Source organism: Armatimonadota bacterium (genome assembly GCA_018268395.1).
In the GTDB taxonomy this organism is placed as follows: domain Bacteria; phylum Armatimonadota; class Fimbriimonadia; order Fimbriimonadales; family Fimbriimonadaceae; genus JAEURO01.
This window is the reverse complement of the sequence record JAFDWQ010000009.1, coordinates 104,807-125,604: the sequence shown is the minus strand read 5'-3', so window position 1 is coordinate 125,604 and position 20,798 is coordinate 104,807. Positions and strand designations below refer to the sequence as shown.

Annotated in this window: 23 protein-coding genes; 10 read left to right on the top strand and 13 right to left on the bottom strand. The window is 63.1% G+C overall.

Features of this window, described 5'->3' with window-relative positions:
- Positions 1–16 precede the first annotated feature (16 nt).
- Positions 17–631 carry an N-acetyltransferase gene (locus tag JST30_14190; GenBank protein ID MBS1715476.1) on the top strand — a complete coding sequence of 205 codons (615 nt, stop codon included), beginning with the start codon at positions 17–19 and terminating at the stop codon, positions 629–631.
- On the opposite strand, the gene JST30_14185 is transcribed toward JST30_14190, so the two are convergent.
- The 3 genes from JST30_14185 to JST30_14175 form a co-directional block, all read right to left on the bottom strand.
- Positions 622–1,479, bottom strand: a complete 858-nt coding sequence (locus JST30_14185) for a hypothetical protein (GenBank protein ID MBS1715475.1) — start codon at positions 1,477–1,479, stop codon at positions 622–624. The genes JST30_14190 and JST30_14185 overlap by 10 nt on opposite strands.
- A gap of 31 nt (positions 1,480–1,510) precedes the next feature.
- Positions 1,511–2,758, bottom strand: a complete 1,248-nt coding sequence (locus JST30_14180) for a lipocalin family protein (protein MBS1715474.1) — start codon at positions 2,756–2,758, stop codon at positions 1,511–1,513.
- 96 nt (positions 2,759–2,854) lie between these two features.
- On the bottom strand, positions 2,855–3,358 hold the full coding sequence (locus JST30_14175) for a ferritin-like domain-containing protein (GenBank protein MBS1715473.1): 504 nt from the start codon (positions 3,356–3,358) through the stop codon (positions 2,855–2,857).
- Positions 3,359–3,531: 173 nt separating this feature from the next.
- On the opposite strand from JST30_14175, the gene JST30_14170 reads away from it, so the two are divergent.
- Both JST30_14170 and JST30_14165 read left to right on the top strand, forming a co-directional pair.
- The gene (locus tag JST30_14170; protein MBS1715472.1) at positions 3,532–3,885 is read left to right on the top strand and encodes a hypothetical protein; all 354 of its coding nucleotides are present in this window, start codon (positions 3,532–3,534) and stop codon (positions 3,883–3,885) included.
- 44 nt (positions 3,886–3,929) lie between these two features.
- Positions 3,930–5,033: a hypothetical protein gene (locus tag JST30_14165; GenBank protein ID MBS1715471.1), complete on the top strand. Its 1,104-nt coding sequence runs from the start codon at positions 3,930–3,932 to the stop codon at positions 5,031–5,033.
- A 13-nt stretch (positions 5,034–5,046) separates the two neighbouring features.
- Here JST30_14165 and JST30_14160 read toward each other — a convergent pair whose 3' ends face one another.
- A complete protein-coding gene (locus JST30_14160) occupies positions 5,047–5,709 on the bottom strand; it encodes a DUF2461 domain-containing protein (GenBank protein MBS1715470.1) in 663 nt (220 codons plus the stop codon).
- Between the two features lie 41 nt (positions 5,710–5,750).
- Complete coding sequence (locus JST30_14155) at positions 5,751–6,467, bottom strand: hypothetical protein (protein ID MBS1715469.1); 717 nt, start codon at positions 6,465–6,467, stop codon at positions 5,751–5,753.
- A gap of 330 nt (positions 6,468–6,797) precedes the next feature.
- Here JST30_14155 and JST30_14150 point away from each other — a divergent pair, with 330 nt between their 5' ends.
- Positions 6,798–7,730, top strand: coding sequence for a DNA topoisomerase IB (locus JST30_14150; protein ID MBS1715468.1), 933 nt, complete (start codon positions 6,798–6,800; stop codon positions 7,728–7,730).
- Here the strand turns inward: JST30_14150 and JST30_14145 are convergent.
- Entirely contained in the window at positions 7,705–8,520 is an 816-nt protein-coding gene (locus JST30_14145) for an SDR family oxidoreductase (protein ID MBS1715467.1), read from the bottom strand. The genes JST30_14150 and JST30_14145 overlap by 26 nt on opposite strands.
- A gap of 337 nt (positions 8,521–8,857) precedes the next feature.
- On the opposite strand from JST30_14145, the gene JST30_14140 reads away from it, so the two are divergent.
- The gene (locus JST30_14140; protein ID MBS1715466.1) at positions 8,858–9,919 is read left to right on the top strand and encodes a mechanosensitive ion channel family protein; all 1,062 of its coding nucleotides are present in this window, start codon (positions 8,858–8,860) and stop codon (positions 9,917–9,919) included.
- A gap of 9 nt (positions 9,920–9,928) precedes the next feature.
- On the opposite strand, the gene JST30_14135 is transcribed toward JST30_14140, so the two are convergent.
- The 3 genes from JST30_14135 to JST30_14125 are packed head-to-tail and all read right to left on the bottom strand — an operon-like array spanning position 9,929 to position 12,888.
- Positions 9,929–10,849 carry a TIM barrel protein gene (locus tag JST30_14135; protein MBS1715465.1) on the bottom strand — a complete coding sequence of 307 codons (921 nt, stop codon included), beginning with the start codon at positions 10,847–10,849 and terminating at the stop codon, positions 9,929–9,931.
- 4 nt (positions 10,850–10,853) lie between these two features.
- Positions 10,854–12,098, bottom strand: coding sequence for a Gfo/Idh/MocA family oxidoreductase (locus JST30_14130; GenBank protein ID MBS1715464.1), 1,245 nt, complete (start codon positions 12,096–12,098; stop codon positions 10,854–10,856).
- 16 nt (positions 12,099–12,114) lie between these two features.
- A complete protein-coding gene (locus tag JST30_14125) occupies positions 12,115–12,888 on the bottom strand; it encodes an SUMF1/EgtB/PvdO family nonheme iron enzyme (GenBank protein ID MBS1715463.1) in 774 nt (257 codons plus the stop codon).
- Here JST30_14125 and JST30_14120 point away from each other — a divergent pair.
- Positions 12,887–13,819, top strand: a complete 933-nt coding sequence (locus JST30_14120) for an FAD:protein FMN transferase (GenBank protein ID MBS1715462.1) — start codon at positions 12,887–12,889, stop codon at positions 13,817–13,819. The two genes, JST30_14125 and JST30_14120, sit on opposite strands and share 2 nt — an antisense overlap.
- Here the strand turns inward: JST30_14120 and JST30_14115 are convergent.
- A complete protein-coding gene (locus JST30_14115) occupies positions 13,754–14,338 on the bottom strand; it encodes a PEP-CTERM sorting domain-containing protein (GenBank protein MBS1715461.1) in 585 nt (194 codons plus the stop codon). The two genes, JST30_14120 and JST30_14115, sit on opposite strands and share 66 nt — an antisense overlap.
- Positions 14,339–14,481: 143 nt before the next feature.
- Positions 14,482–14,958 (bottom strand): hypothetical protein, encoded by a 477-nt coding sequence (locus JST30_14110; GenBank protein MBS1715460.1) that lies wholly within the window; start codon positions 14,956–14,958, stop codon positions 14,482–14,484.
- A gap of 129 nt (positions 14,959–15,087) precedes the next feature.
- Between JST30_14110 and JST30_14105 the strand changes: the two genes are divergently transcribed.
- Both JST30_14105 and JST30_14100 read left to right on the top strand, forming a co-directional pair.
- The gene (locus JST30_14105) at positions 15,088–15,405 is read left to right on the top strand and encodes a hypothetical protein (GenBank protein ID MBS1715459.1); all 318 of its coding nucleotides are present in this window, start codon (positions 15,088–15,090) and stop codon (positions 15,403–15,405) included.
- A 192-nt stretch (positions 15,406–15,597) separates the two neighbouring features.
- Positions 15,598–16,695: a hypothetical protein gene (locus tag JST30_14100; GenBank protein MBS1715458.1), complete on the top strand. Its 1,098-nt coding sequence runs from the start codon at positions 15,598–15,600 to the stop codon at positions 16,693–16,695.
- A gap of 72 nt (positions 16,696–16,767) precedes the next feature.
- Here the strand turns inward: JST30_14100 and JST30_14095 are convergent, their stop codons facing one another.
- Complete coding sequence (locus tag JST30_14095) at positions 16,768–18,246, bottom strand: DUF1501 domain-containing protein (GenBank protein ID MBS1715457.1); 1,479 nt, start codon at positions 18,244–18,246, stop codon at positions 16,768–16,770.
- A 135-nt stretch (positions 18,247–18,381) separates the two neighbouring features.
- On the opposite strand from JST30_14095, the gene JST30_14090 reads away from it, so the two are divergent.
- Positions 18,382–18,771 (top strand): hypothetical protein, encoded by a 390-nt coding sequence (locus JST30_14090; protein ID MBS1715456.1) that lies wholly within the window; start codon positions 18,382–18,384, stop codon positions 18,769–18,771.
- A gap of 70 nt (positions 18,772–18,841) precedes the next feature.
- On the opposite strand, the gene JST30_14085 is transcribed toward JST30_14090, so the two are convergent.
- Positions 18,842–20,311 (bottom strand): DUF1501 domain-containing protein, encoded by a 1,470-nt coding sequence (locus tag JST30_14085; GenBank protein ID MBS1715455.1) that lies wholly within the window; start codon positions 20,309–20,311, stop codon positions 18,842–18,844.
- 117 nt (positions 20,312–20,428) lie between these two features.
- Here JST30_14085 and rpsO point away from each other — a divergent pair, with 117 nt between their 5' ends.
- Positions 20,429–20,710, top strand: a complete 282-nt coding sequence (rpsO, locus tag JST30_14080; protein MBS1715454.1) for a 30S ribosomal protein S15 — start codon at positions 20,429–20,431, stop codon at positions 20,708–20,710.
- Positions 20,711–20,798: the final 88 nt, after the last annotated feature.

Genomic DNA, 20,798 nt, shown 5'->3' with positions numbered 1-20,798 from the left:
CAGCTAGAATCGCGCTATGAGCGCGACTGCTGAAGACCGAGGTTACACCGTCCACGATTCCGCTTTCGTTGACGACGGGGCTCAGATCGGAGAAGGGACGAAGATCTGGCACTTCAGCCATGTGCTCCCCAAGGCCAAGATCGGAAGAGACTGTGTCTTGGGACAGAACGTCGTCGTCATGAACAACGTCGTGGTCGGCGACAACTGCAAGATCCAGAACAACGTGTCGCTCTATGAGGGCGTCGTCCTTGAGGACTATGTGTTCTGTGGGCCGAGCATGGTGTTCACGAACGTTTTGATCCCGAGGTGCGAGTATCCGCGGGCGACGTCAGAGCACTACCTGGCGACCACCGTGAAGCGCGGCGCGTCGATCGGGGCGAACGCGACGATCGTCTGCGGAGTGACATTAGGGGAACGCTGCCTGATCGCGGCCGGGGCCGTGGTGACCAAAGACGTTCCGGCCAACGCGTTGATGATGGGCGTCCCGGCGCGGCAGGTCGGTTGGGCTTGCCGAGACGGTCAGCCCGTGTTCTTCCACGAGATCGAGACTCAGGAGGGGATTGCAGGCGTCGTTCAGCGGTGCGGCGAGCAAGGCCAAATGCTGCTGCGCGAGATCGGTGTTCACTTCTGAACGGAAGGGACCCATGCGGTCGTGCGACCGCCCACTTGCTCTCGGACGATCGGACGCCCGTGGATGTGTTCGACCCCTTTTGCTCCGCCCCACCTGTGGTTGAACAGCCAGTCCGAGGGGTACTTGGACGCGTCGGCGTCGACGTTCACCGAAGTCTCGAGTATGCCGGCGAGCTTCCCGATCAGGGTCTTCAACTCTTTCGGAGACAGGCTCCCCGCTGGCCGTTGGGGTGCGATCTTGGCCTGATAGAGCACTTCGTCGGCGATCCAGTTGCCGACGCCGGCGAACAACCGCTGGTCAAGGAGAAGGGCTTTGATCGGAGCCGACCGTCCACGGAGCCTGTCGGCCAGCGGTCCCGCCGACCAAGGTTGGTCCAACATGTCCGGGCCCAGGCCTTTGACCCCTTCGTCGGCCGAATCCGCCAACCAAAGTCGCGAAAGCCGCCGCCCGTCCGTCATTGCGATGCGGTCGCCGGATTCCGATTCCAAGAGGATCTTGAGGAACCGTGGTCGGCCCGATTCGTCGTCCAAAGGTGCCGCACCATGTTCCCGCAGACGGGTCTCGACTCGGTGACGGTCGTGCCCGGCGGGCGTGACGTCCCGGACCCAACCCGCCATCCCCAAGTGCCCGAAAAGCCACGGCGTCCGGTCGAACTCGAGCCACCAGTACTTCCCCCGCCGACCCACGCGCTTGACGGTCGAACCGACGACCGCGGCCTGGACGACTTCCGCGGGCACACCCTCCAGCACGATTTCGTCCGGGACGACGTCGGCAACGGCGATCCGTTTCCCTAAGAGGGCCCGCTCGATCACCCGTCGGACGGTCTCGACTTCAGGCAGTTCCGGCACGGGCCCATGGTGACACGGACGACGACCGTCTTCAGAGTCCGGCCCTGCTCCACTCCATCTTGCCCTTGCCGCCGTTTGCGGGCTCCGTCACGAGAAACGTGTTCTGCCCTTGCTGTTCGAAACGGTAACGGAAGCTCTCTGACGTCCCGTCTTCGAACGTCAGGGTGACCACGGTGCCGTCCGCGGTCCACGTCCCGTTCCAGCCGTTGCCCCGTCGCGACGACATTCCGCCGACCCAGGTCGAGTTGCCGCCTTGGTCCGTCCCGCCCCCGCTGATGTTGGTCTCTGAGTCGTTCTGATACGTGAAGCTTCCATCGGCCCGGAGTTCGACCTTGACCTTTTCCTCTCGGCCGTATTTGCCGTCGCTTGTGCCGGAGTACCCCCAGTGGTTCCAAACGCCGACAAGCGTGTTGTCTACTTTTCCCTGTCCCCAGCCGACGGACAAGAGGATCTCTCTGAGCTTCTTGTCCCGGGCGAGTACGACTTCCTTCGGCCCGAGCGCCACGACCGCGACGCCGTGGCCTTTGACGATGGTCACATAGGCGCGGACGAAAACGCGCCGTCCCTCGACGCTGCCGATCCACGATACGACGGCCCCTTTCCCCGTCCCCGACGCACAAGGCTCGACTTTGCCGTCCCGCTTCGCGTCCGGCATGAATTCGGCGACCTGGCCGTCCAGGTACGACAAGACTTCGGCCGAGCCGGGATCGGTCGCGCCTTCGGCACTTTCGGCGACGACGACGACGAGCTCGCCCTCCTTCGCGTCGGGAGGCGTCAAACGAAGGAACGACTCCTCTTCTTTCAGGTTCCAGTCGCTGGGATAGCGGAGCTTTCCGCCGCTGGCGTGCGTGTACTCTTTGCCCTCCTTCAAGACGCCGACCGCCTCTTTGCGGAAGGCCGAAGGATCTTGCCGAGTTTCGTCTTTGGCCGGTCCCGGCGAGGCGGGCTTCCTCTTGAAAACGATGTGGTCGGCGTCGGAGAAGTCGTTGCCGGCGGCTAACGCGACATCGAGAGAGTCGCCTGTCAGCTTCATCTTGAACGACAATTTGACGGGGACACCTTCGACCGTCACCGTCCCTGTCGCCTCGTCACCGTTGACGGTACCTGACAGGCGAAGGTCTCCGTCGCCCGACTTCGCCGTGCCCGTCAACGTCGTACCTTGTTGTTCGAGCTTCAGGCTGACCGTGTCCCCACCGTCCTTTGCTTCGTACGTCCCGCTAAAGTCGGCCGCCAGCACGGAAACGAGAAGAGTCAACCCGACGAGGAGCCCCTTGACCATGCGCGCGAGTATACGCGTCCTGTCAGCACGGATTGAGCGTCGAGCGGCCCGGAACGGTGCCCCACTTGTAGAGCGTGTCCCGGGCCGGCCCGACGCCTATCGGGAAGACTCGGCTTTCGCGCGGCGGTTGACGCCGTTGGTGGCGATCCGGGTCAAGACGGAATCGGCCTCTTTTTCTTCGTCCAGCGTCGACTGGAGGAGATCGGCATGCCCGTCATGGCCCAGCATCTGTGCAAACGTCCGCGCCGTCCCATAGCCTGACATTTCGTAGTGTTCGACCTTTTGGGCGGCACCGATCAGTGCGGCGTCTAAGACTTCGGGATCTTTGACGTCGCCCATCAGTTCGTCCGCTTCCTTGATGAGTCCTTTCATAGCGGCGCACTCGTGACCTTCAGGATCTTCTCCCAATTCCGCGAAGATCTGTTCGAGGCGCACCTTCTGACCCTTGGTCACCTCCAAGTGCGCCAAGACCGTGTCCCGAAGTTTCGGGTCCGAAACGGTGTCCGCGACTTTGGGCAAGGCTTTGACGAGTTGGGATTCGGCGCTGTACAGGTCGCGCAGGCTTTCGACATAGAGGTCCTCCATTGATTTGACTGGCATGGGTGTCCACCTTGGACGGGTAGTCCGTCCGCTCCACATAGCTCGCTTCGGAACCTAAGGACCGCGACAGATTGTCGGACCAGTCGCAAGATTTCGGTAAGGCTTCATTCGCGGAAGCGCAAGGGTAAGTCCTTTGAGAAACATGCAGGTGTGAGACGGCGTCTTAGCGAGCGATGACCAAGGACCGCCCACGCACCTACCCGCTCGGGCCGTACGGGCTTAGCATCGTTCTGGGCGTCGCTTTCGGAGTCGCCTGGATATTGCAGACGTATGCCGGATGGAAGGACTTCGCCGCTGAACAGTCCGCCCACGGTCAGCCCCTGACCGTTCTCGGAGACTCCGGATACGTTTGGCACTGGTTGTCCCAGACGATGGAGAACTGGCAGTCCGAATTCCTGCAGTTGCTGACGTTCGTGGCCTTGACCGCCAACCTCGTCCACAAGGGAAGTCCGGAATCGAAGGACACGGACGACGACACGAAAGAGAGGCTGGAACGAATCGAAGAACTGCTAAGTTCTCGAACCTGAACGCTTGATCGCGGTCGCTAGATTCCAGAGTATGATCGGTCGACTTGCGTTGGCTGACCCTTGATCCCGAGCATCCGGACGATCGGCGCACCAAGCAGGACTGGCTCGACAAGGTCGATCGGTTCTGGCGATCTTTCGAGGCTGACTTCGCCCTTGAATTCTCACAAGGGCGTCCGAAGATCGATGAGTTTGTCCAGTGCCTCTCGGCCGTTTCTCCCGGGATCATGTTCGAGGTCTCGCCGACCGCCGTCAAGACGCTCGCCTTGACACCGGAATCCGAAATGGGGCTTCGGCCGTTCGTCGAAGAGATGGTGGGCAGGGCACCAGGACTCCCGGGATGGCGGTTCTGCGCGTACCGACCCTCGGCGCCGATGGAAGAGGCGCACCAATTGGTGGCGTCGAAGTTGGGATCGAGGCCCAAGGCGATCGGTGCCAAGACTTCTCTGGGGCCTCAAGGCCGCGTCGAAGTAGGCTTGGTCTTCCCGCTTTTGAGTAAGCCCGGCCCCGATGCTCTCGGTGCCGAATTCGTCGTATGGAGCGAGGTGCTTTTCGGAGAAGAGCGGCTGGACAAGTGGGCGTGGATGGGTAGACCGTCGACTTCCGTCGGCAAGGGCGGATCGTGGACGAGCAGCGCTGTAGAAGACTTTGACAGGCAAGTCGCGGCGCAATTGAGGACGAGACCGGACGTCCCCTGGTCTCGGAACCGCTCGGAGAAGTGCGCCTTGATGAGGGCCGAGCACCCGGGTGGCGGCACGATCGTGCTGAACACGCGTGACCCGCAACTTTCGAACGCTCAGTTTCAAGACAGGCTCTTTGCGTCTTGCAGGTTCAGCCGTTTCAAGGAGACGTTCGCAACCTTGATCCTTCCGAGGTTCGACGATATTGGACTTCGTTCGGCCATCGAAGACCGACTGGACATCGATCTGACCACACGTGGACTTGGAGGCGTCACAGGATCCCAGACCTGGCCGGATCACTCCCGCATCGACGTTGCGATCGAGAGCCTTGAACGGCTTGACGAAGTCAAGTCCGTCCTTCAGGGGGCCGGGTTACCGAGACAGTCTTGGCTGACGTTCTATGACGCTGACAAGGTCGACGAGTGGTTTGGCTTTCCGGACGACCGGACAGGTCCGCCAAAGTTCCGTTGACCGCGTTCAGAGTCTAGAGGGCACGGGTCAAGAACTCGTTCATGGGCCAAGCCGCCTTGGCATGCCGCATCAAGAAGTCCGGGAGATCGTCCCGTAGCGCTTCGTCGACGGCGTATTCGGCCCACGTATAGAACTGCTTGTGGAAGAGGACGGGAAGGTCCGCCGCGGCTGCCCGGAACTCGGACGGAAGGACTTTGTTCGTCTCGCCTTTGAGGGATCCGAAGACCCGGACGAAGTCAGAGTCGGCGGCCAGACGCCGGAAGTCGTCGGCATGGGCCGCGATGTGCCTCCTCACGGCAAGGATCTGCGGCGGCTCGAGGAAGTAATGGCCACTGGCGACGCCCATGGAACGGGCGTCCAATTGCATGTAGAGTCCGGGCCGCCCGTTCCCCGTTTTGCCACCGCTCGAGATCGAGAGTCCGGCGTTCGTCTTATAAGGACGCTTGTCCTTACTGAACCGCGTGTCCCGATAGATGCGGAACACGGCGTCCTTCGGCGCCATGTCGATCGCCGGATCGAGCGCCTTCATCCTCGGGATCATCTCTTCGGCAAGGGCTAACAGTGGCCCTTTGACGGTGGCTTCGTACCGCTTTTTGTTGGCAGCGAACCAGTCGCGGTCGTTGTTCAGTTCAAGTTCCGCGAAAAAGTCGGAGGCATCCTGGGTCAGCCAAGCCATGCCCCGACTTTACACGTTGGCGGGTCGGCACCGGCGCGTCGTCAGAAACGTGTGCCGGCCGTGAATCCGACGAACAGCCGTTTACCTGTCACGCCAGCCTGGACGGAGAAGGTCGTCGCCCGAGAGAAACGTAGCGCAAAATTGGCCTGGTCGCCGTCGTATTCACCGATCACGCTGAAGTCTCGGGAAAGCACGAGTTCGCCCCCTCCGATGATGTGGTCGTTGAACACGCCGCTACCGTATCCGAGGTGGGCTTTCAGTCCGATGCTCCGCCCCAATTGACCCGCATCGACGGGAGGAGGGATGAGGTCGACGGAGCCGATGACGTAGACGCTTTGGTCGACGGCGTCGAAAGCGTCGACGACGCCGATTCCGATGTCGACGTTCCGGAAATTGGCAGCCTGGATCCGGACCTTTCCGTTCGCGACGGCTTTGCCGTCGCGCCCGTCCCGTTCGATCCATCCGCCGCCGACTTCGATGTCCGTGTAGACGCCGTAGTTGCCGACGATCGATCGCCGACCGTTTTCGAACGCCGTTCCCAGCCGGGCGTCGCCACGGAGCGCGGTGTATGCCGTCGGCACACGGATGAGCCCGCTGGGGCCGTAGAAAGTCGTTTGGACCGTCGGTTCGGGGCCACTTCCTGGCAGGATCGTACCAGGGTCTTGGGCGAAAGCGGCGCAGGGTGTCAAGACGGCGAACGCCCACAGGATGCGCACGGCACGGCCGCCTCGGCGGCGTCGTTTGAAGAAGACTCTCATTCCTTGTTCCTCTCCAGGGCGCCGGTGAAGCCGGAAACCCAGGTGACTCGTGAGACGGACGCTTGAATCAAGTCCTGGCAAGAGGACGAGGCCGCTGCATAGAAGAACAATCAGAACGACCGTCCTTTGTCCCGCAGTTCGAGGACGATCGTCCCGAGATTTGTGACCCCTTGCCTTCCAGGACGAGAAAGAGGGCCGACCATGACATGTCTCGAACCGATGGAAGACGCCCGAACGGCAGGACTCGTCTACACTTCCGACTCTTCCCCCGGGCTTTCAAGGCGAAGGGCAGGTCGGGGTTTTTCGTACAGGACCGCAGACGGAAGGCCCGTGAAGGACTCCAAGACCTTGAGGCGGATCCGGTCGTTGGCCGTGCCTCCCGCATGGACCGACGTGTGGATCTGTCCGCGCGCGAACGGGCACGTGCAGGCGACGGGCCGGGACGCGAAAGGCCGGAAGCAATCCGTCTATCACCCTTCGTGGCGCAACGTCCGAGACGAAGCGAAGTTCCTGCGGCTGAGAGAGTTCGGCCTCGCCCTTCCCGACATCCGTGCCGCCGTAGAGCGCGACCTCTCGTCTCACGGGTTGCCCAAGCGAAAGGTCGTCGCATTGGTCGTCAAGCTCCTTGAAGTGACCCAGATCCGAGTCGGGAACAAGCGGTACGCCGAGTCGAACGGCTCCCATGGGCTTACCACGCTCTCTTCGGACGAACTCGAAGCGGGCAGCGTGGTCCTGCGGTTCCGGTTTCGAGGGAAGAGCGGTCGGTTCCATGAGATCGAGCACCGCGACCGAAGGTTGGCGCGTCTCGTCCGCAAATGTCAGTCCCTGCCAGGTCAGGCCCTGTTCCAGTTCATCGGGGACGACGGCGAGCCTGCGGAAGTGACGTCCACCGACGTCAACGCTTACCTTCAAGAGGTGACGGCCGCGCCGTTCACGGCGAAGGACTTCAGAACGTGGGCCGGAACCCTCGAAGCTCTGCGGCTCATCCGCGAAGCCACCGTAAGCGGCCGGGTCGTCGTGACTTCGGTGGTCAAAGCGGTAGCTGACCTCCTTGGGAACACGGCTGCGGTCTGCCGAAAAGCGTACATCCATCCGTGCTTGCTTGAGACGTTCCAGGACCCTCCGGGTTGGGCTTGTACGCGGTTGCCGCGCGCGACGGTCCGATATCCCGATCCGCTCGAGCGGTTGGCGGTCGAAGTCGTCCTCTCCCCGCGGCCTACGGCGACCCGGATCGACGCTATTCCGGCAGCATCGTCGGTGTGACCCTCATGAGGTCTATCGTCACTCGTCCTGGTCGAGTGAGGACGGTGACGATCGCGTCTGCGATGTCCTCGGCCATCAACATCTCGTTCCGGTCCTCTTTCTGGCGCTGTTCCGACGGGGGGATTCGATCGGCGACCATGTCGGTGCCGACCGACCCCGGCTCGATCAGGCTTACTTTGATCCCCTGTCGGGCCAGGGACTTGCGGAGCGACTGAGAGAAGGCCTGGATCGCAGCCTTGGTCGCGGAATAAACCTGGTCCCCCGGATCGCGCGCGTCCGCGCTGAGCGATCCGACGTGGACGATGTGTCCTCCGCCTCCGGCCGTCATTCGCTCGACCGCCTTCTTGGCGCACGCCATGTGTCCCAGGACATTGGTCTGAAGAAGGTATTCCCATTCGGCGTAGTCCGACTCCATGAGGCCCGATCCACCGATGCCCGCATTGTTGATCAGGACGTCCAGGCCGCCGAACTCTCGGTCGACCTGATCGAACACGTGGTCCAAGTCCGCCTTTCGGGTCTGGTCGGCCGTCGTTCCCAAGGCGGTGGCGCCTGTGCGTGCATGGATCGCTGCCAGAGCGTCGTCAAGCTCCTGGCGGTGCCGGCCGAAGACGAACACCCTCGCCCCCTTTTCGGCCAACCGGACCGCTGTCGCCCGTCCGATCCCGGTCGTCCCGCCCGTGACGAGGATCCTTTTCCCTTCAAGTCCGACTTCCGCGAGCGGCTCGGGGCGGGGGCGGGTGATCGGTTCGTCCGACAAGGTGAGTGCGACGATCCCTGAGCTGGTGGCCATGCCTTCTCAAACGCCGTCTTCGCTCCGAAGTCGCTGCCGGCACGGCCGTCGCCTCTTGGCGGACTTTCGGCACCGCCGTCCAGGTTCAAGCCGATAAGAAAGACGTAAAAAGTCGCGCCGGCCCCTCTTTGACTGCACGAATCTCTCCATAATCAAGAACAAAGGTCGTGGACTGACCGGGGCACCACGAACGAACGATATCTCACCTCCCCCGAACCGCGACGTCAGCCGGGCGACGGCCCTCTGCCCGGCCCGTCGCACTCTCCGGTCCCAAGCGGCATTGCCCCGGAAGTTCTTTGAACCGCCTCCGATCCGGACGGCCTGGTAGCCTCGGCCGATGGAGTGGTTCCTGCCCGAAGCCGCGCGGCCCTATCACAATTGGTTCGAAGCCGCGGTCGCCTTGGGTTTAGGTGCCCTTGCCGCCATCGTCCTAAGGATCCTCGTCGGTGTCCTGTACGCCCGACCTGTAACGAACGGGGTCCCGTTCGCGGTCGCTTCCCGCGGCCCCGTCTTGTCGCTTCTCGTCGGCGGAGTGCTTCTCTCGTCGGCGGATGCGGCAGTAAGGCAGTTCGAGTCGGTCCACGCCGCGACCGTCGCGGCCGTCGAACGTGTGTTGACCGTCGTGTGGATCGGCTTGCTCGCCTATGCGGTCCATTGGTTCACGAAGAGTCGCCTCGAATCGGCGAGACGGGACGCGAAAGATTCGGCCCACATCGATCGGCTCGCGCTGTCCCAGAAGCTGGTCTCAGGCTTTGCCTTCTCGGTCGGCATGTTGCTTGCGATGAGGGCGTCCGGACTCGACGTCACTCCCCTGTTGGCCGGCGGTGCGGTCGGTGGCGTCATCATCGGCCTGGCGCTCCAGGAGAGCCTCTCGAACGTCTTCTCAGGCTTGATGATCAACCTCGACTCGAGCATCGGGCTGGGCGATACCGTACGGCTCCCAACGGGTGAAGAGGGTTTGATCGAGTCGGTCGGCTGGAGGACGACCGGAATCCGGCAATGGGACGGGAGCCTTTTGGTCGTGCCGAACAACCAGTTGTCCAAGCAGATGGTCATCAATCTGACCCGGAACCAGATGCTGTACGTCCTCGACGTCCAAGGACGGATCCCGTTCGGAGCGGACCTATCGCGGGCCGAAAGCCTGTTGGGCACGGCCGCAGCCCGTGTCCAGGCGGAGTATAGCGGCCAGCACGAACTCGCCCGGCCCGTGATCCGGTGGCGCGAAATGGTCGACGGTCACATGGTCTTTAAGATCTTCGTCGAGATCGGGAACGCCCATGACCAATATCGCGCAAGGTCGGCCCTGATGAAGTCGATCTACGAAGCGATGGTCGGAGGCGGGATCCTCGTCGCCGTATCGACTCCGAAGCCCGCGCCGGCCCCAGCCCCTGAGGAATGAAGCCGTCGGTCAGAACGCTTCGCAGGACCGATAGGCGTCGATCACCTTTCGTTCGCCTTCTTTGCCGGACGCGCTGTTGCCGTGCTCCATCCCCAGAATGCCCTGGAACCCTTTGCCGTGGATGTGCGCGAAGATGTTCTTGTAGTTCATTTCGCCCGTGGTCGGTTCGTTCCGGCCCGGATTGTCCCCGATTTGGAAGTACGCCGTTTCCGACCAGGCGAGGTCGATGTTCGGGATGATGTTCCCCTCGGTGATCTGCTGGTGGTACATGTCGAACAAGATTTTGCAGGAGGGGGAGTCCACGGCCCGGCAAACCTCGAAGGCTTGTGGGATCTTGCTGAGGAACAGCCCGGGATGGTCGCGCCAAGGATTCAGCGATTCGAGGACCATGACGAGCCCGTGAGGTTCGAAAACGTCGCAGGCACGGCGAAGGGCATCGACGACGTTGGCCGTTTGATAGCCCGTTTCGAGCCGCTCGGCGAACGTGCCTGGGACGACCGTCATCCACTTCGCGTTGACCCTCTTGGCGACGTCGACCGCCGCCTTACAGTCCGCCAAGAACTTGTCGAGGTGTTCCTTCGCCCCGGTCGTCAGTGTCGGCGACCACGCCGTGTCCATGCTTACGACGAACACGCCCATGGTCATTTGCAGTTTGACCATGGCCTGGGCGATCCGCTCCTGTTCGGCGGCGGGCCGCCCTGCCATACCGTTGTCCTCCCAGGCGTGGAACCCTTCGCCGGCGGCGAACTTCAACTGCTCTACGGCGTCGTTGCCCGCCGATTGGGCGAACATGCCGAAGTGCGGCGCAAACTTCATCTTGAACTGTTCGTTCATCGGTTCCTCTTTGGTCGCGGAAAAGGCGACGCCCGTCAGGCCGGCCGCGCTCACGGCGGCCGCGCCTTTCAGGACGTCTCGGCGGCTGACGCCCATCGCGTCAGGCTAGTTTCGTCTGGCCCGGCATCGCGACCGGCGGCACGCCAAGGTGGCCGAACTCGAGCTTCTCGGGCATCAGGTTCATATCGAGCTTCATCGCGTCGTCCCACGTGACTTCTTGTCCCGTGTATCCGGCGATGCGGCCCAGGATCGCCGTCATCGTGCTTTCGGCGACCTGCACGCCCTCGTTGATGCGCTTGCCGCTCCGGATCGCTTCGATCAGGTGCGTATGTTCGACCACGTAGGGGTTCGGACGGTCGCCTTCGAAGCGCCAGGAGTTCTCGCCCTTAATGGACGTGTTGGCGTTCGAAGAACCCTTCGTCCCGACGATGTGCTCGGCCACCCGGCTCGCCGTACCGTCGATCTGGCGGCACATGCTGACCATCTTCATGCCGTTCGCATACTCGTATTCGGTCGCGAAGTGGTCGAAAATGTGGCCATAGGCAGGATCCGTCCGGACTTGCCGGCCCGCGAGGCAGTTGGCCTTGACCGGGTGTCCCTTCATCGCCCAGTTGATCACGTCCATGTTGTGGATGTGTTGTTCGCAGATATGGTCGCCGCTCAACCAGGTGAAGTACAGCCAGTTGCGGAGCTGCCACTCCATGTCGCTCCACTTCTCTTGACGCGGGTTCATCCAAAGTCCGCCCTGGTTCCAGTACGCATAGGCGGCCACGACCTCGCCCAGCGCGCCGTCGTGGATTTTCTGCATGCACTCGCGGTAAGCCACGTCGTGGCGCCGCTGCGTTCCCGCGACGATGTTGAGCCCCTTCGTGTCCGCCTTTTTGGCCGACTCGATGACCGACCGGATCCCGGACGGGTCCACCGCGACGGGCTTCTCCATGAAGACGTGCTTACCCGCGTCGACGGCCGCAGCCAGATGGACCGGACGGAAGGCGGGCGGCGTCGTCAGGATGACGACGTCGACACCGCTCGCGATCACCTTCTGATAGGCGTCGAATCCCACGAAGCTGCGGTCGGCCGTGACCTTGAACGAGTCCTTCAGTTCTTTCTTAAGGTTGTCGGCGCTACCCTTCAAGTGGTCTTCGAAGACGTCGCCCATAGCCCAGAGCACGACGCCTTGGGCCGCATGGAAGGAATCCATCGCCGCGCCGGTCCCGCGACCTCCGCATCCGATGAGGCCGACCTTGAGAGACGGGCTGTCCTGTGTCACGGCGAAGGCTCCCGGGGCGGCCAGGACGGCGGTGGTCGCTGCGGTCTTTTTCATAAAGTCTCTGCGGGTGATCATGCGGTTGAACCGAGTTTTACCTTTTCTCCTCGCACACGAGCCTCAGTCCGACGAACTGGCCGTTGGCCAACCACCACTTGCTTTTCGGAAGTTGAGGGTCGGCTTCGTTCCACTTGGGCGATTCGGTCTCGCGCCAGGAAAATGTGAGGTCTTTCGCCTTCGTCTTCCACGACCCGCCGCGGATCACGTGCTTACCGTCCTCGGACGAACACCACTCGGCCGCGTTCCCGAGCATGTCGAAAAGGCCCCAAGCGTTGGGCTTCTTCGTCCCCACCTTATGGGTGGTGTCGTCGGCGTTCTGCCAGTGCCAAGCGTTCTCCTCCAGGTCCGGCACCGCGTCGCTGCCGGCGCGGCAGGCGTACTCCCATTCGGCTTCCGTCGGCAGGCGGTACGTCTTGCCCGTCTTTTTCGAGAGCCACGCACAGAAGTCGTTCGCGTTTTTGAAGGACATGCAGATCGCAGGGAAGCCGTGATGGCCGAAATTGATGAAGATCGCCGCGTAGGGCTTGCTGGGACGGGACGTGGCGTCGACTCCGGCTGCCTGGTCGGATTCGGAAAGGTCCAATCGGAGCGTCCAGACGTCGAAGACCTCGAACGGGATCTCGGTCTCGCTCATGTAGATCCCCTTGATCTCGTGGGCCTTGCCTCCGACCGTGATCTGGCCGTCCGGGACCTTGACCATCTTAAACTTGACCAATTGGTCAGGAAGCGACTCTTCGAAGGACGTCTCTTGGGCTTGGCTCATGACGGCTGGTGCGAGGCAGAATGAGAAGGCGAGGAACTTGAACATGGCTGATGCGGATGGACGGGCGCGTTTCACGTTCTCGCAGATGCACATGGGGGTCGCCGTCCGTATTACCCTATTCGCTCCCGACCGTTCTGTCGCTGAAAACAGGGGCAGACGGGCCTTTGCCCGGTTCGCCGGGCTCGACCAGACGATGAGCGACTTCATTCAGACGAGCGAGCTGGGCCTCCTCGTCGCCCGGGCGGGCGAAGGGCCTGTCTCTGTGAGCCAAGACCTTTTCGACGTCTTGTCGCTCGCCCATGACCTCGCCCTCGCCAGCGACGGGGCCTTCGACGTCACTGCCGCGCCCGCGACGCACCTGTGGCGCGCCGCCCTTCGGACCGGCAAGCCGCCTTCCCTTAGAAAAATCGACACTGCCAACCGCATGGTCGGGCCAAACCGGATGCGGTTGGACGCGCGGTCCCGGACGGTCGCCCTCGACCCCGGCACCCGATTGGACCTCGGTGCCATCGGAAAGGGCTACGCGTGCGACCAGGCCCTGGCGGAACTGACAAGGTGCGGCTCGCGTTCGGCCATGGTCGAAGCGGGCGGAGACCTTGCCGTCTCCGGTGCGCCGCCCGGGACCGGGGGTTGGCGGGTCGCCCTCGACGAGGAAGGGCTGGACGTCGTGACGTTGGCCCATCGCGCGGTCTCGACCAGCGGTGGCTCGGTCCAGTCGTTCGAGCACGAAGGGGTCACCTATTCTCACGTCGTCGACCCTCGCACCGGTCGGGCCCTGACCCACGGCCGGCAAACGACGGCCATCGGGACGAGTTGCGCCGTGACCGACGCGCTTGCGACCCTTGCCAACGTCGACCCGATCGCGGCCCGCCTCGTGGCCGAGCGCTACGGGGCCTCCGTCATTCGGCCGTCACGCACGGACGCGCCGTCTGCGTCCGACCGCGACAGCGCCCAATGCGGCGAAGACGACGAGTGACGCCGGTTCAGGGGTCACCACATAATCCAGCGAGTACGTGACAGCGTTCGCTCCAGTCTGTTGGATCCAGAACGTGTAGTCGCTCCCTGTCAACGGCGGGACGAATCCGATCGAACCAGGGCCTTGACCGATAGCCGGAAGGATGTCTTGTCCCAGGTTCCCAGCGCCCGGCCCCATGTGCGAGTAACCGAGGAGTTTGGAGACGTCGGTGTTCGTCGGCGGTTCCGTAAAGACGCTGCCCTCTTGGACCGCGATGAAACCGATCTGGTCGTTACCGACCCAACTCGTCAACCAAAGCTCGCTCAGGACGGCGCCCGTCGGCAAATGAAAATGGACGTACTCACGGTCACCTTGGACCGATGTCGCGATGAGAGTGTTCGTACCGACAGTGAACGTCAAATCGGTCGGCAGGCTCCGGTCGCCGGAAAGGTCTCCGTCGACGCTCTCGTCCCAGATCGTGACGGCATGGGCCGATGCTGCAAAGACGGCGATGGCAAGGGCGGACAGCAAGTGCTTCATAGAATGTTCCGGGCGGCCGATCGGGCCGTCTAGCGCCGGAACGGCCGTCCGCCTTTCGAAGTTCCAAGGCACTCGGAAAACAGACCGGGCGGCGCGTCCTTATGGACGCACCGCCAGGTCGGGCTTGGGACGAGGCTTCGGCGTCAGATCTTAACGTTCAACTGGATGCCGATCGTCCAAGAGTTCGTGTCCTTCTTGAACGGGTAGTTCTGGACGTAACCGATGTTGCTGCCGACGGACATCCGCTCTTTCTTCCACAAGGTCGCGGACACGCCCGTCTCCTGCTGCCAAGTCTTGAAGAGGTCGTGCTTCGTCTTCGTGTAGGCCGTGAACGCCAAGGCGTCGTCCGTCAACCGGTATTTCAAGCTGACGCCCGCGGTCCAGGCCGCCGGCTGGGAAAGGAACCTCGGGGCGGACAAAGACTGCTGCCACCCGGCGTTGGCGCTGACGGTCCAGCGGTCGCGTTTCCAGAGGTTCGCGGACAGCCCGGTCTCGACCTGAGTGCGGCCGAGGAAGTTGGACTTCAGCTTCGAATAGACGCTGAGGTCCATGATCTTCAAGTCTTGGGCTTGGGCCGCGCCGACGAGCAGGGAAAGACAGAGTACGGCCGTTGTCCGCATGGCGCGGGATTGTACTGCCTAAGAGTCCCTTGATTAAGGGCTGACCGTTCCTTAACGGGTCTTAGCCGAAGTCTTCCGGCCTTCGGCTCCGTCCGGTGCCGTCGGTCCACCCTCTGCCAGAATCCGGCGATGGAATGGCAAGCGACCGATCAGTTCGGCAACCTCTTCATCGGCGAATCGGACGCCGAGAGCGTGGAAGAACTCGAGCCGCACGTCGCCCAATTGGTCGCAGCGTTGCACGAACGGGCGGGCGAGACGTTCCGGATCCATCTGGACTGGGGTTATCGCGAAATCTGCGGCCCAGATCCCGACAGCGTGAGCCACGTCTTGCGCGTACCGTGGCTAGGTCGCGCGGACCGGGGCGAGGTCGTGCCGCTGATCGGCCGAATGGTCGGAGCGGCGTGCGAAGCGCAAGGGCTCGGTTCCGTGACGTTCACTTCGGAATAGGTCCGGGCGACCGCGGCCGCCCAAGCTGCATGACCGGCCCGGCATGTGCCCGTGCGTCCTTTGAACCGGAAGGAAACGTTGCGCCCCTCCTGACAAGAAGCTAGGGACGTGTCGAATCCGCCGAACAGAAGACGGGGTTTCGTCCGTGCAGTGGCTTGCTGACGAGCGCCGCTTCAAGGCAATATGGCCACGATGGACTTGAAAACTGTCGTCGTCTCGGTCGCTGCGTCCACGGCTGCCGCGGCACTCGTCGCACCTTATGCCGTCTCGGTGTCGCTGCAATCCACGTCTCCCGGCATCGCCGAGGTCGGGCACACGAACGTCACAGGCAATGCGCTCGCAGGGCGGTTCGGAGCCGGGACTCCTCCGAGCCTCGCGAGGGTCCAGGTCAGCGAAACCGGATCCTTGCAAGGAGTCCGGTCGAGCACGGCCAGCGGCGTGTCGGTCTACGGCTCGAACTCCGCGGCGTCGGGCCTTGGCGCCGGTGGCTACTTCACGAGCTCAAGTGTCGGCGGTCGCGCCATGGTCGCCGAGCAGCTCAGCACCACGGGCAACACGGTCGGCGGCCTTTTCTACAACAGATCGACCACGGGCGGCGTGGCGCTCTGGGGTAAGCACATCGGGGTCTCCGGGGCCACGACAGGCATCTTCGGTGAAGTCGCCTCGACTTCGGGGACGGCCATTTCGGGCCAGAACACGGCGAGCAACAATTCGGCCGTCATCGGCACCGGCACCGATTCGCTGAAGACGACGGGAGCGGTCCCTCGCCACGACTATGCGGGCGGTGCGACGGCGGCCATGGTGCCGATCGCGTACGGCTTCTTTGGCAGTGGTGGGGGCATCATCTCTATCGGTACGGGCAACTGGTCGGTGACTCCCGGTGCCACGGGGGCCTATACGATCGACATTGCCGGAATTGCGGTCTCCAACCCGAACGAGTTGTCCGTCGTCGCGATCCCGTTCGACGGGTCGAACCAGGAGGCCTGTACCGTGGACTTCCCGAGCGGCACAGGTGACTTTGACATCAACGTCTGGCGAGACGGGAACACCGCCGCGAACAGCGACGTTTCGTTCGTCGTCTACCGAGGCGGAGGATTCGGCGCGCTGAACATGCCGGAGGGTCTCTCGAACCCGGCCCAACTCAAGAGATACGGCAACACCGAGGTCTGGGCCAAGAAGGACCCCGTCGGCTTCGAAGCGTGGCGGAAGCGCTACGTCGCATGGCAAGTGGCCGAACTGAAAGCGCGTCAAGCCGACGTTCCGGTCGATTCCGGTTACCCTCGACCCTGACGGTCGTGGCGCAAGCGCAGGCCTCCTCTCCGTCGTGAAGCACCGTTACCGCTTTGACGACAGGAGAGGGCCCTAGCGCAGCCAGTCCGTCACGACGTCGCCGAAGACGTCCGTCAACCGGAAGTCGCGTCCCTGATAGAGGAACGTCAGGCGCTTGTGGTCGATGCCGAGGCAGTGGAGCATGGTCGCATGGAGGTCGTGGACGGAGACGGGGTTTTCGGCGATGTTGTAGGAAAAGTCGTCGGTCTCTCCGTACGATACGCCGCCCTTGATGCCCCCGCCCGCGAGCCAGACGCAGAAGTTGCGCGGGTGATGGTCGCGGCCGTAATCGGTCTCCTTGAGCTCGCCTTGCGAGTAGACGGTGCGGCCGAACTCGCCGCCCCAGACGATGAGCGTCTCGTCGAACATCCCGCGCTGCTTGAGGTCCTTGATGAGGGCCGCAGAGGGCTGGTCGATGTCCTCGGCCTGGAGCTTGACCGCGTTCGGCAGGTTGAAATGGTGGTCCCAACCCATGTGGTAGAGCTGCACGAACCGCACTCCCCGTTCGGCGAGCCGCCTGGCGAGCAGGCAGTTGTAGGCGAAGGATCCGGGCCTGGTGACGGCGGGCCCGTACATTTCAAGCACGGCTGCGGGCTCTTTTTTGATGTCGAGCAGCTCGGGGACCGAGGTCTGCATCCGGAACGCGAGTTCGTACTGTGCGATCCGGGTGTCGATTTCGGGGTCGCCCATGACCGACTTCCGTTCCTGGTTGAGCCCCATGACGTCGTCGAGCATCTCGCGGCGGGTCTCGCGGTCGATACCGTGCGGGTCGGTGAGGAAGAGGACGGGGTCGCCCGTGTTGCGGAACTTGACACCCTGGTGGGCGGTGGGGAGGAAGCCGCTTCCCCAGAGCCTGTCGTAAAGAGGTTGGTCGTCCTTGCGGCCGCTCCCGATGCTGGTGAGGACGACGTACGCGGGAAGGTCGTTGTTGAGGGTCCCGAGGCCGTAGCTGAGCCATGCGCCGATGCTCGGCCGTCCCGCGAGTTGGAACCCGGTCTGGAGGAACGTGACGGCAGGATCGTGGTTGATCGCCTCGGTGAACATCGACTTGACGACACAGATGTCGTCGGCAGACGCGGCGAGGTTGGGAAGCAGTTCGCTGAACCAGGCTCCACCTTGGCCGTGCTGGCTGAACTTGAAGACGCTCGGCGCGACAGGGAACTTTGCCTGTCCGCTCGTCATTCCGGTCAGGCGCTGGCCCATGCGCACGCTGGACGGGAGGTCCTCTCCACGTCGCTCGGCCAGTTTCGGTTTGTAGTCGAAGAGTTCGAGTTGGCTCGGCGCGCCGCTCTGGAAGAGGTAGATGACGCGCTTGGCCTTTGGCGCGAAATGAGGCACGCCTGGTAATCCGCCGAACCGCTTCTCGTCGTCGGGGCCGCCCGTCCGAAGCGTCGCCGCCAAGGATTCGTCGGTGAGGATCGCGGCAAGCGCGGCGAGCCCGACCCCGCCCGTCCGTTTGAGGAACGTTCGGCGGTTGAACCGGTCTTGGAGTTCGAACAGTTCGGGGCGCATGGGCGTGGCCCTAGTGTAGCGGGTTTTGGCAGGCGGGGGGTCCGGGTCGGTAAGAGGGTGGGGTCGCCCGGGCTCAAGCGAGGGTCCCGGCAGGCGGACCGCAATCAGGCGACTTAGTGACCTAAGGAGAATACGATGAACAAACGCCCATTTGGCGCCTTCGCCCTTGCGCTCGTTTCAGCCTTTGCCGCGGCCGCCGACCGAATGTACAGCGGGACGTGGGAAGTGTCCGGCCAAGGTGCCGGCACCCTGATCCTCCGCGTCCGGGAGAACGGCACCGTGACCGGGGCCGTCGTCGGCAACACTGGGGAAAGACGGAGCGGACACCTGTACGGCACCTATGAAGGCAAGCGGTTCAAGCTCTATCTTCGCCTGCGCGGAATGCCTGCCCAGCAGTTCCAAGGCAACTTCACACGGAACGACGAGGAGTCGCACATGGACGGCCTTCAGTACGTCGGCAACAAGCCGAAAGACGACGTGAAGTGGACGATGAACGCGAAGGCCGTGACGGCCCCCACGAAGTAGCGACGGTTCACACGGTCGCCCGAGGCACGGCCTTTGTCCCGTGCCTTGCCCGTTTCAAGGTCCCCAGGGGTCAAGCCAGGAGGCCTTCCACGACCTGGCCTGCGACGTCGGTCAAGCGGAACTCGCGACCCTGGAACGGATACGTCAGCCGTGTGTGGTCCATTCCCATCAAGTGCAGCACCGTGGCATGGAGGTCGTTCACGTCGAGCGGGTCGCTGGCGATCGTGTAACCGAGTTCGTCCGTCGATCCGTACGACGTGCCGGCTTTGATCCCGCCTCCGGCCATCCACATCGTGAAGGCATGAGGGTGATGGTCTCGGCCCTTAAACCGCATGTCGCCCCCGCGGGCTTCGTTCATGGGCGTACGGCCGAACTCGCCGCCCCAGATGACGATCGTGTCGTCGAGCATGCCGCGCTGCTTGAGGTCTTTGATCAAGGCGGCCGCGGCACGGTCGGTCTGGTCGCACAGGTTGTGCAGCCCTTTCACGATGTCGTTGCCGTCCCCCGTACCGTGGTGGTCCCAGCCCCGGTGGTAGAGCTGCACGAACCGGACGCCCCGTTCGACGAGCCTGCGGGCCAGAAGGCAATTGTTCGCAAAGCTCTTCTTGCCTGGTTCCGTCCCGTACATCTCGTGGACTTCGGCGGGCTCTTTCGAGATGTCTGTGAGTTCGGGCACGCTCGTCTGCATCCGGTAGGCCAGCTCGTACTGCGCGATCCGGGTCTCGATCTCCGGGTCGAGGACCCGGGCGTGTTCCATTTGGTTCAGGTCGCGGACGGCGTCTAAGGTGTCGCGCCGGACGTCCGACGAGACGCCTTCCGGGTTCGAGACGAACAGGACGGGATCGCCTTTCGAACGCAGTTCGACACCTTGATAGACGGTCGGGAGGAAGCCGCTGCCATAGCACCACTTCCCGCCGTCCGGGTTGTTCTCGCCAGAAATGAGGACGACATAGCCGGGCAGATCTTTGGACTCAGAACCGAGGCCGTAGGTGAGCCACGCGCCCATGCTCGGCCGGCCGGGGATCTGGAACCCTGTGTTCATGAAGATCTGGGCCGGAGCATGGTTGAACTGGCTCGTGTGGACCGATCGGACGACCGTGACGTCGTCGGCGATCTCGCGGAAATGCGGGAGGAGTTCACTGACCCATTGGCCGCTTTGCCCCGCTTGGGCGAACTTGTGAGGGGAGCCCATGAGTTTGGGCGTGCCGCGGATGAAGGCGAACCGTTCACCCTTCAGGAGTTCGGGAGGACAGTCCTGACCGTCGTACTTCGTCAAGGTCGGCTTGGGGTCGAAGAGGTCGACCTGGCTGGGCGCCCCGGCCATGAACAGGTAGATGACGGACTTCGCTTTGGCAGGAAAGTGCGGCTTCTTCGGCGCCATCGGGTCGTGGCGCTCTTGTCCGAGGGCACGAAAGCCCGGACTCGAAGCGCGGGCGGCTTCCGCGAGAAGACCGGTAAGGGCCAGCCCTCCGATCCCGTAGCCGACTTCCTTGAACAGGGCCCGACGGGTGATGTTCTTAACGTGGCGCTCCCAGTCCATCGCTGACAGCCATTGTACGCTAGGAGCCTCGCAGGGTCCGTGGCCCGAAAGACGGTCCGGGTATGATCCCCCGTTGCGCCCCGGACAGGGGCAAGTACCCGGAGCCTGAAACCAGACATGCCGTTGCCGCAGACGAAGAAGGAAAACGTGATCAAGTCCTACGCCACAAAGGACGGGGACACCGGTTCGACGGAGGTCCAGATCGCCGTTCTGCAGGCCAGGATCGAGCAGATCACGGAGCACCTCAAGGTCAACAAGAAGGATTTCCACAGCCGGGCCGGCCTGTTGAAGCTCGTCGGTAAGAGGCGCAGGCTCGAAGCCTATCTGCGGGCCAAGGACGTGGTCAAGTACCGCGAACTGATCGGAAAACTCGGGATCCGCGAAGTCCGCCCGCGCTGAAGCGCCACGATCGACCGATCCAAACCGGACGGTGCACGTCCGAAAGGCGACAGGCCCTACCAGGCCCGTCGCCTTTGTCGTTTTCCGC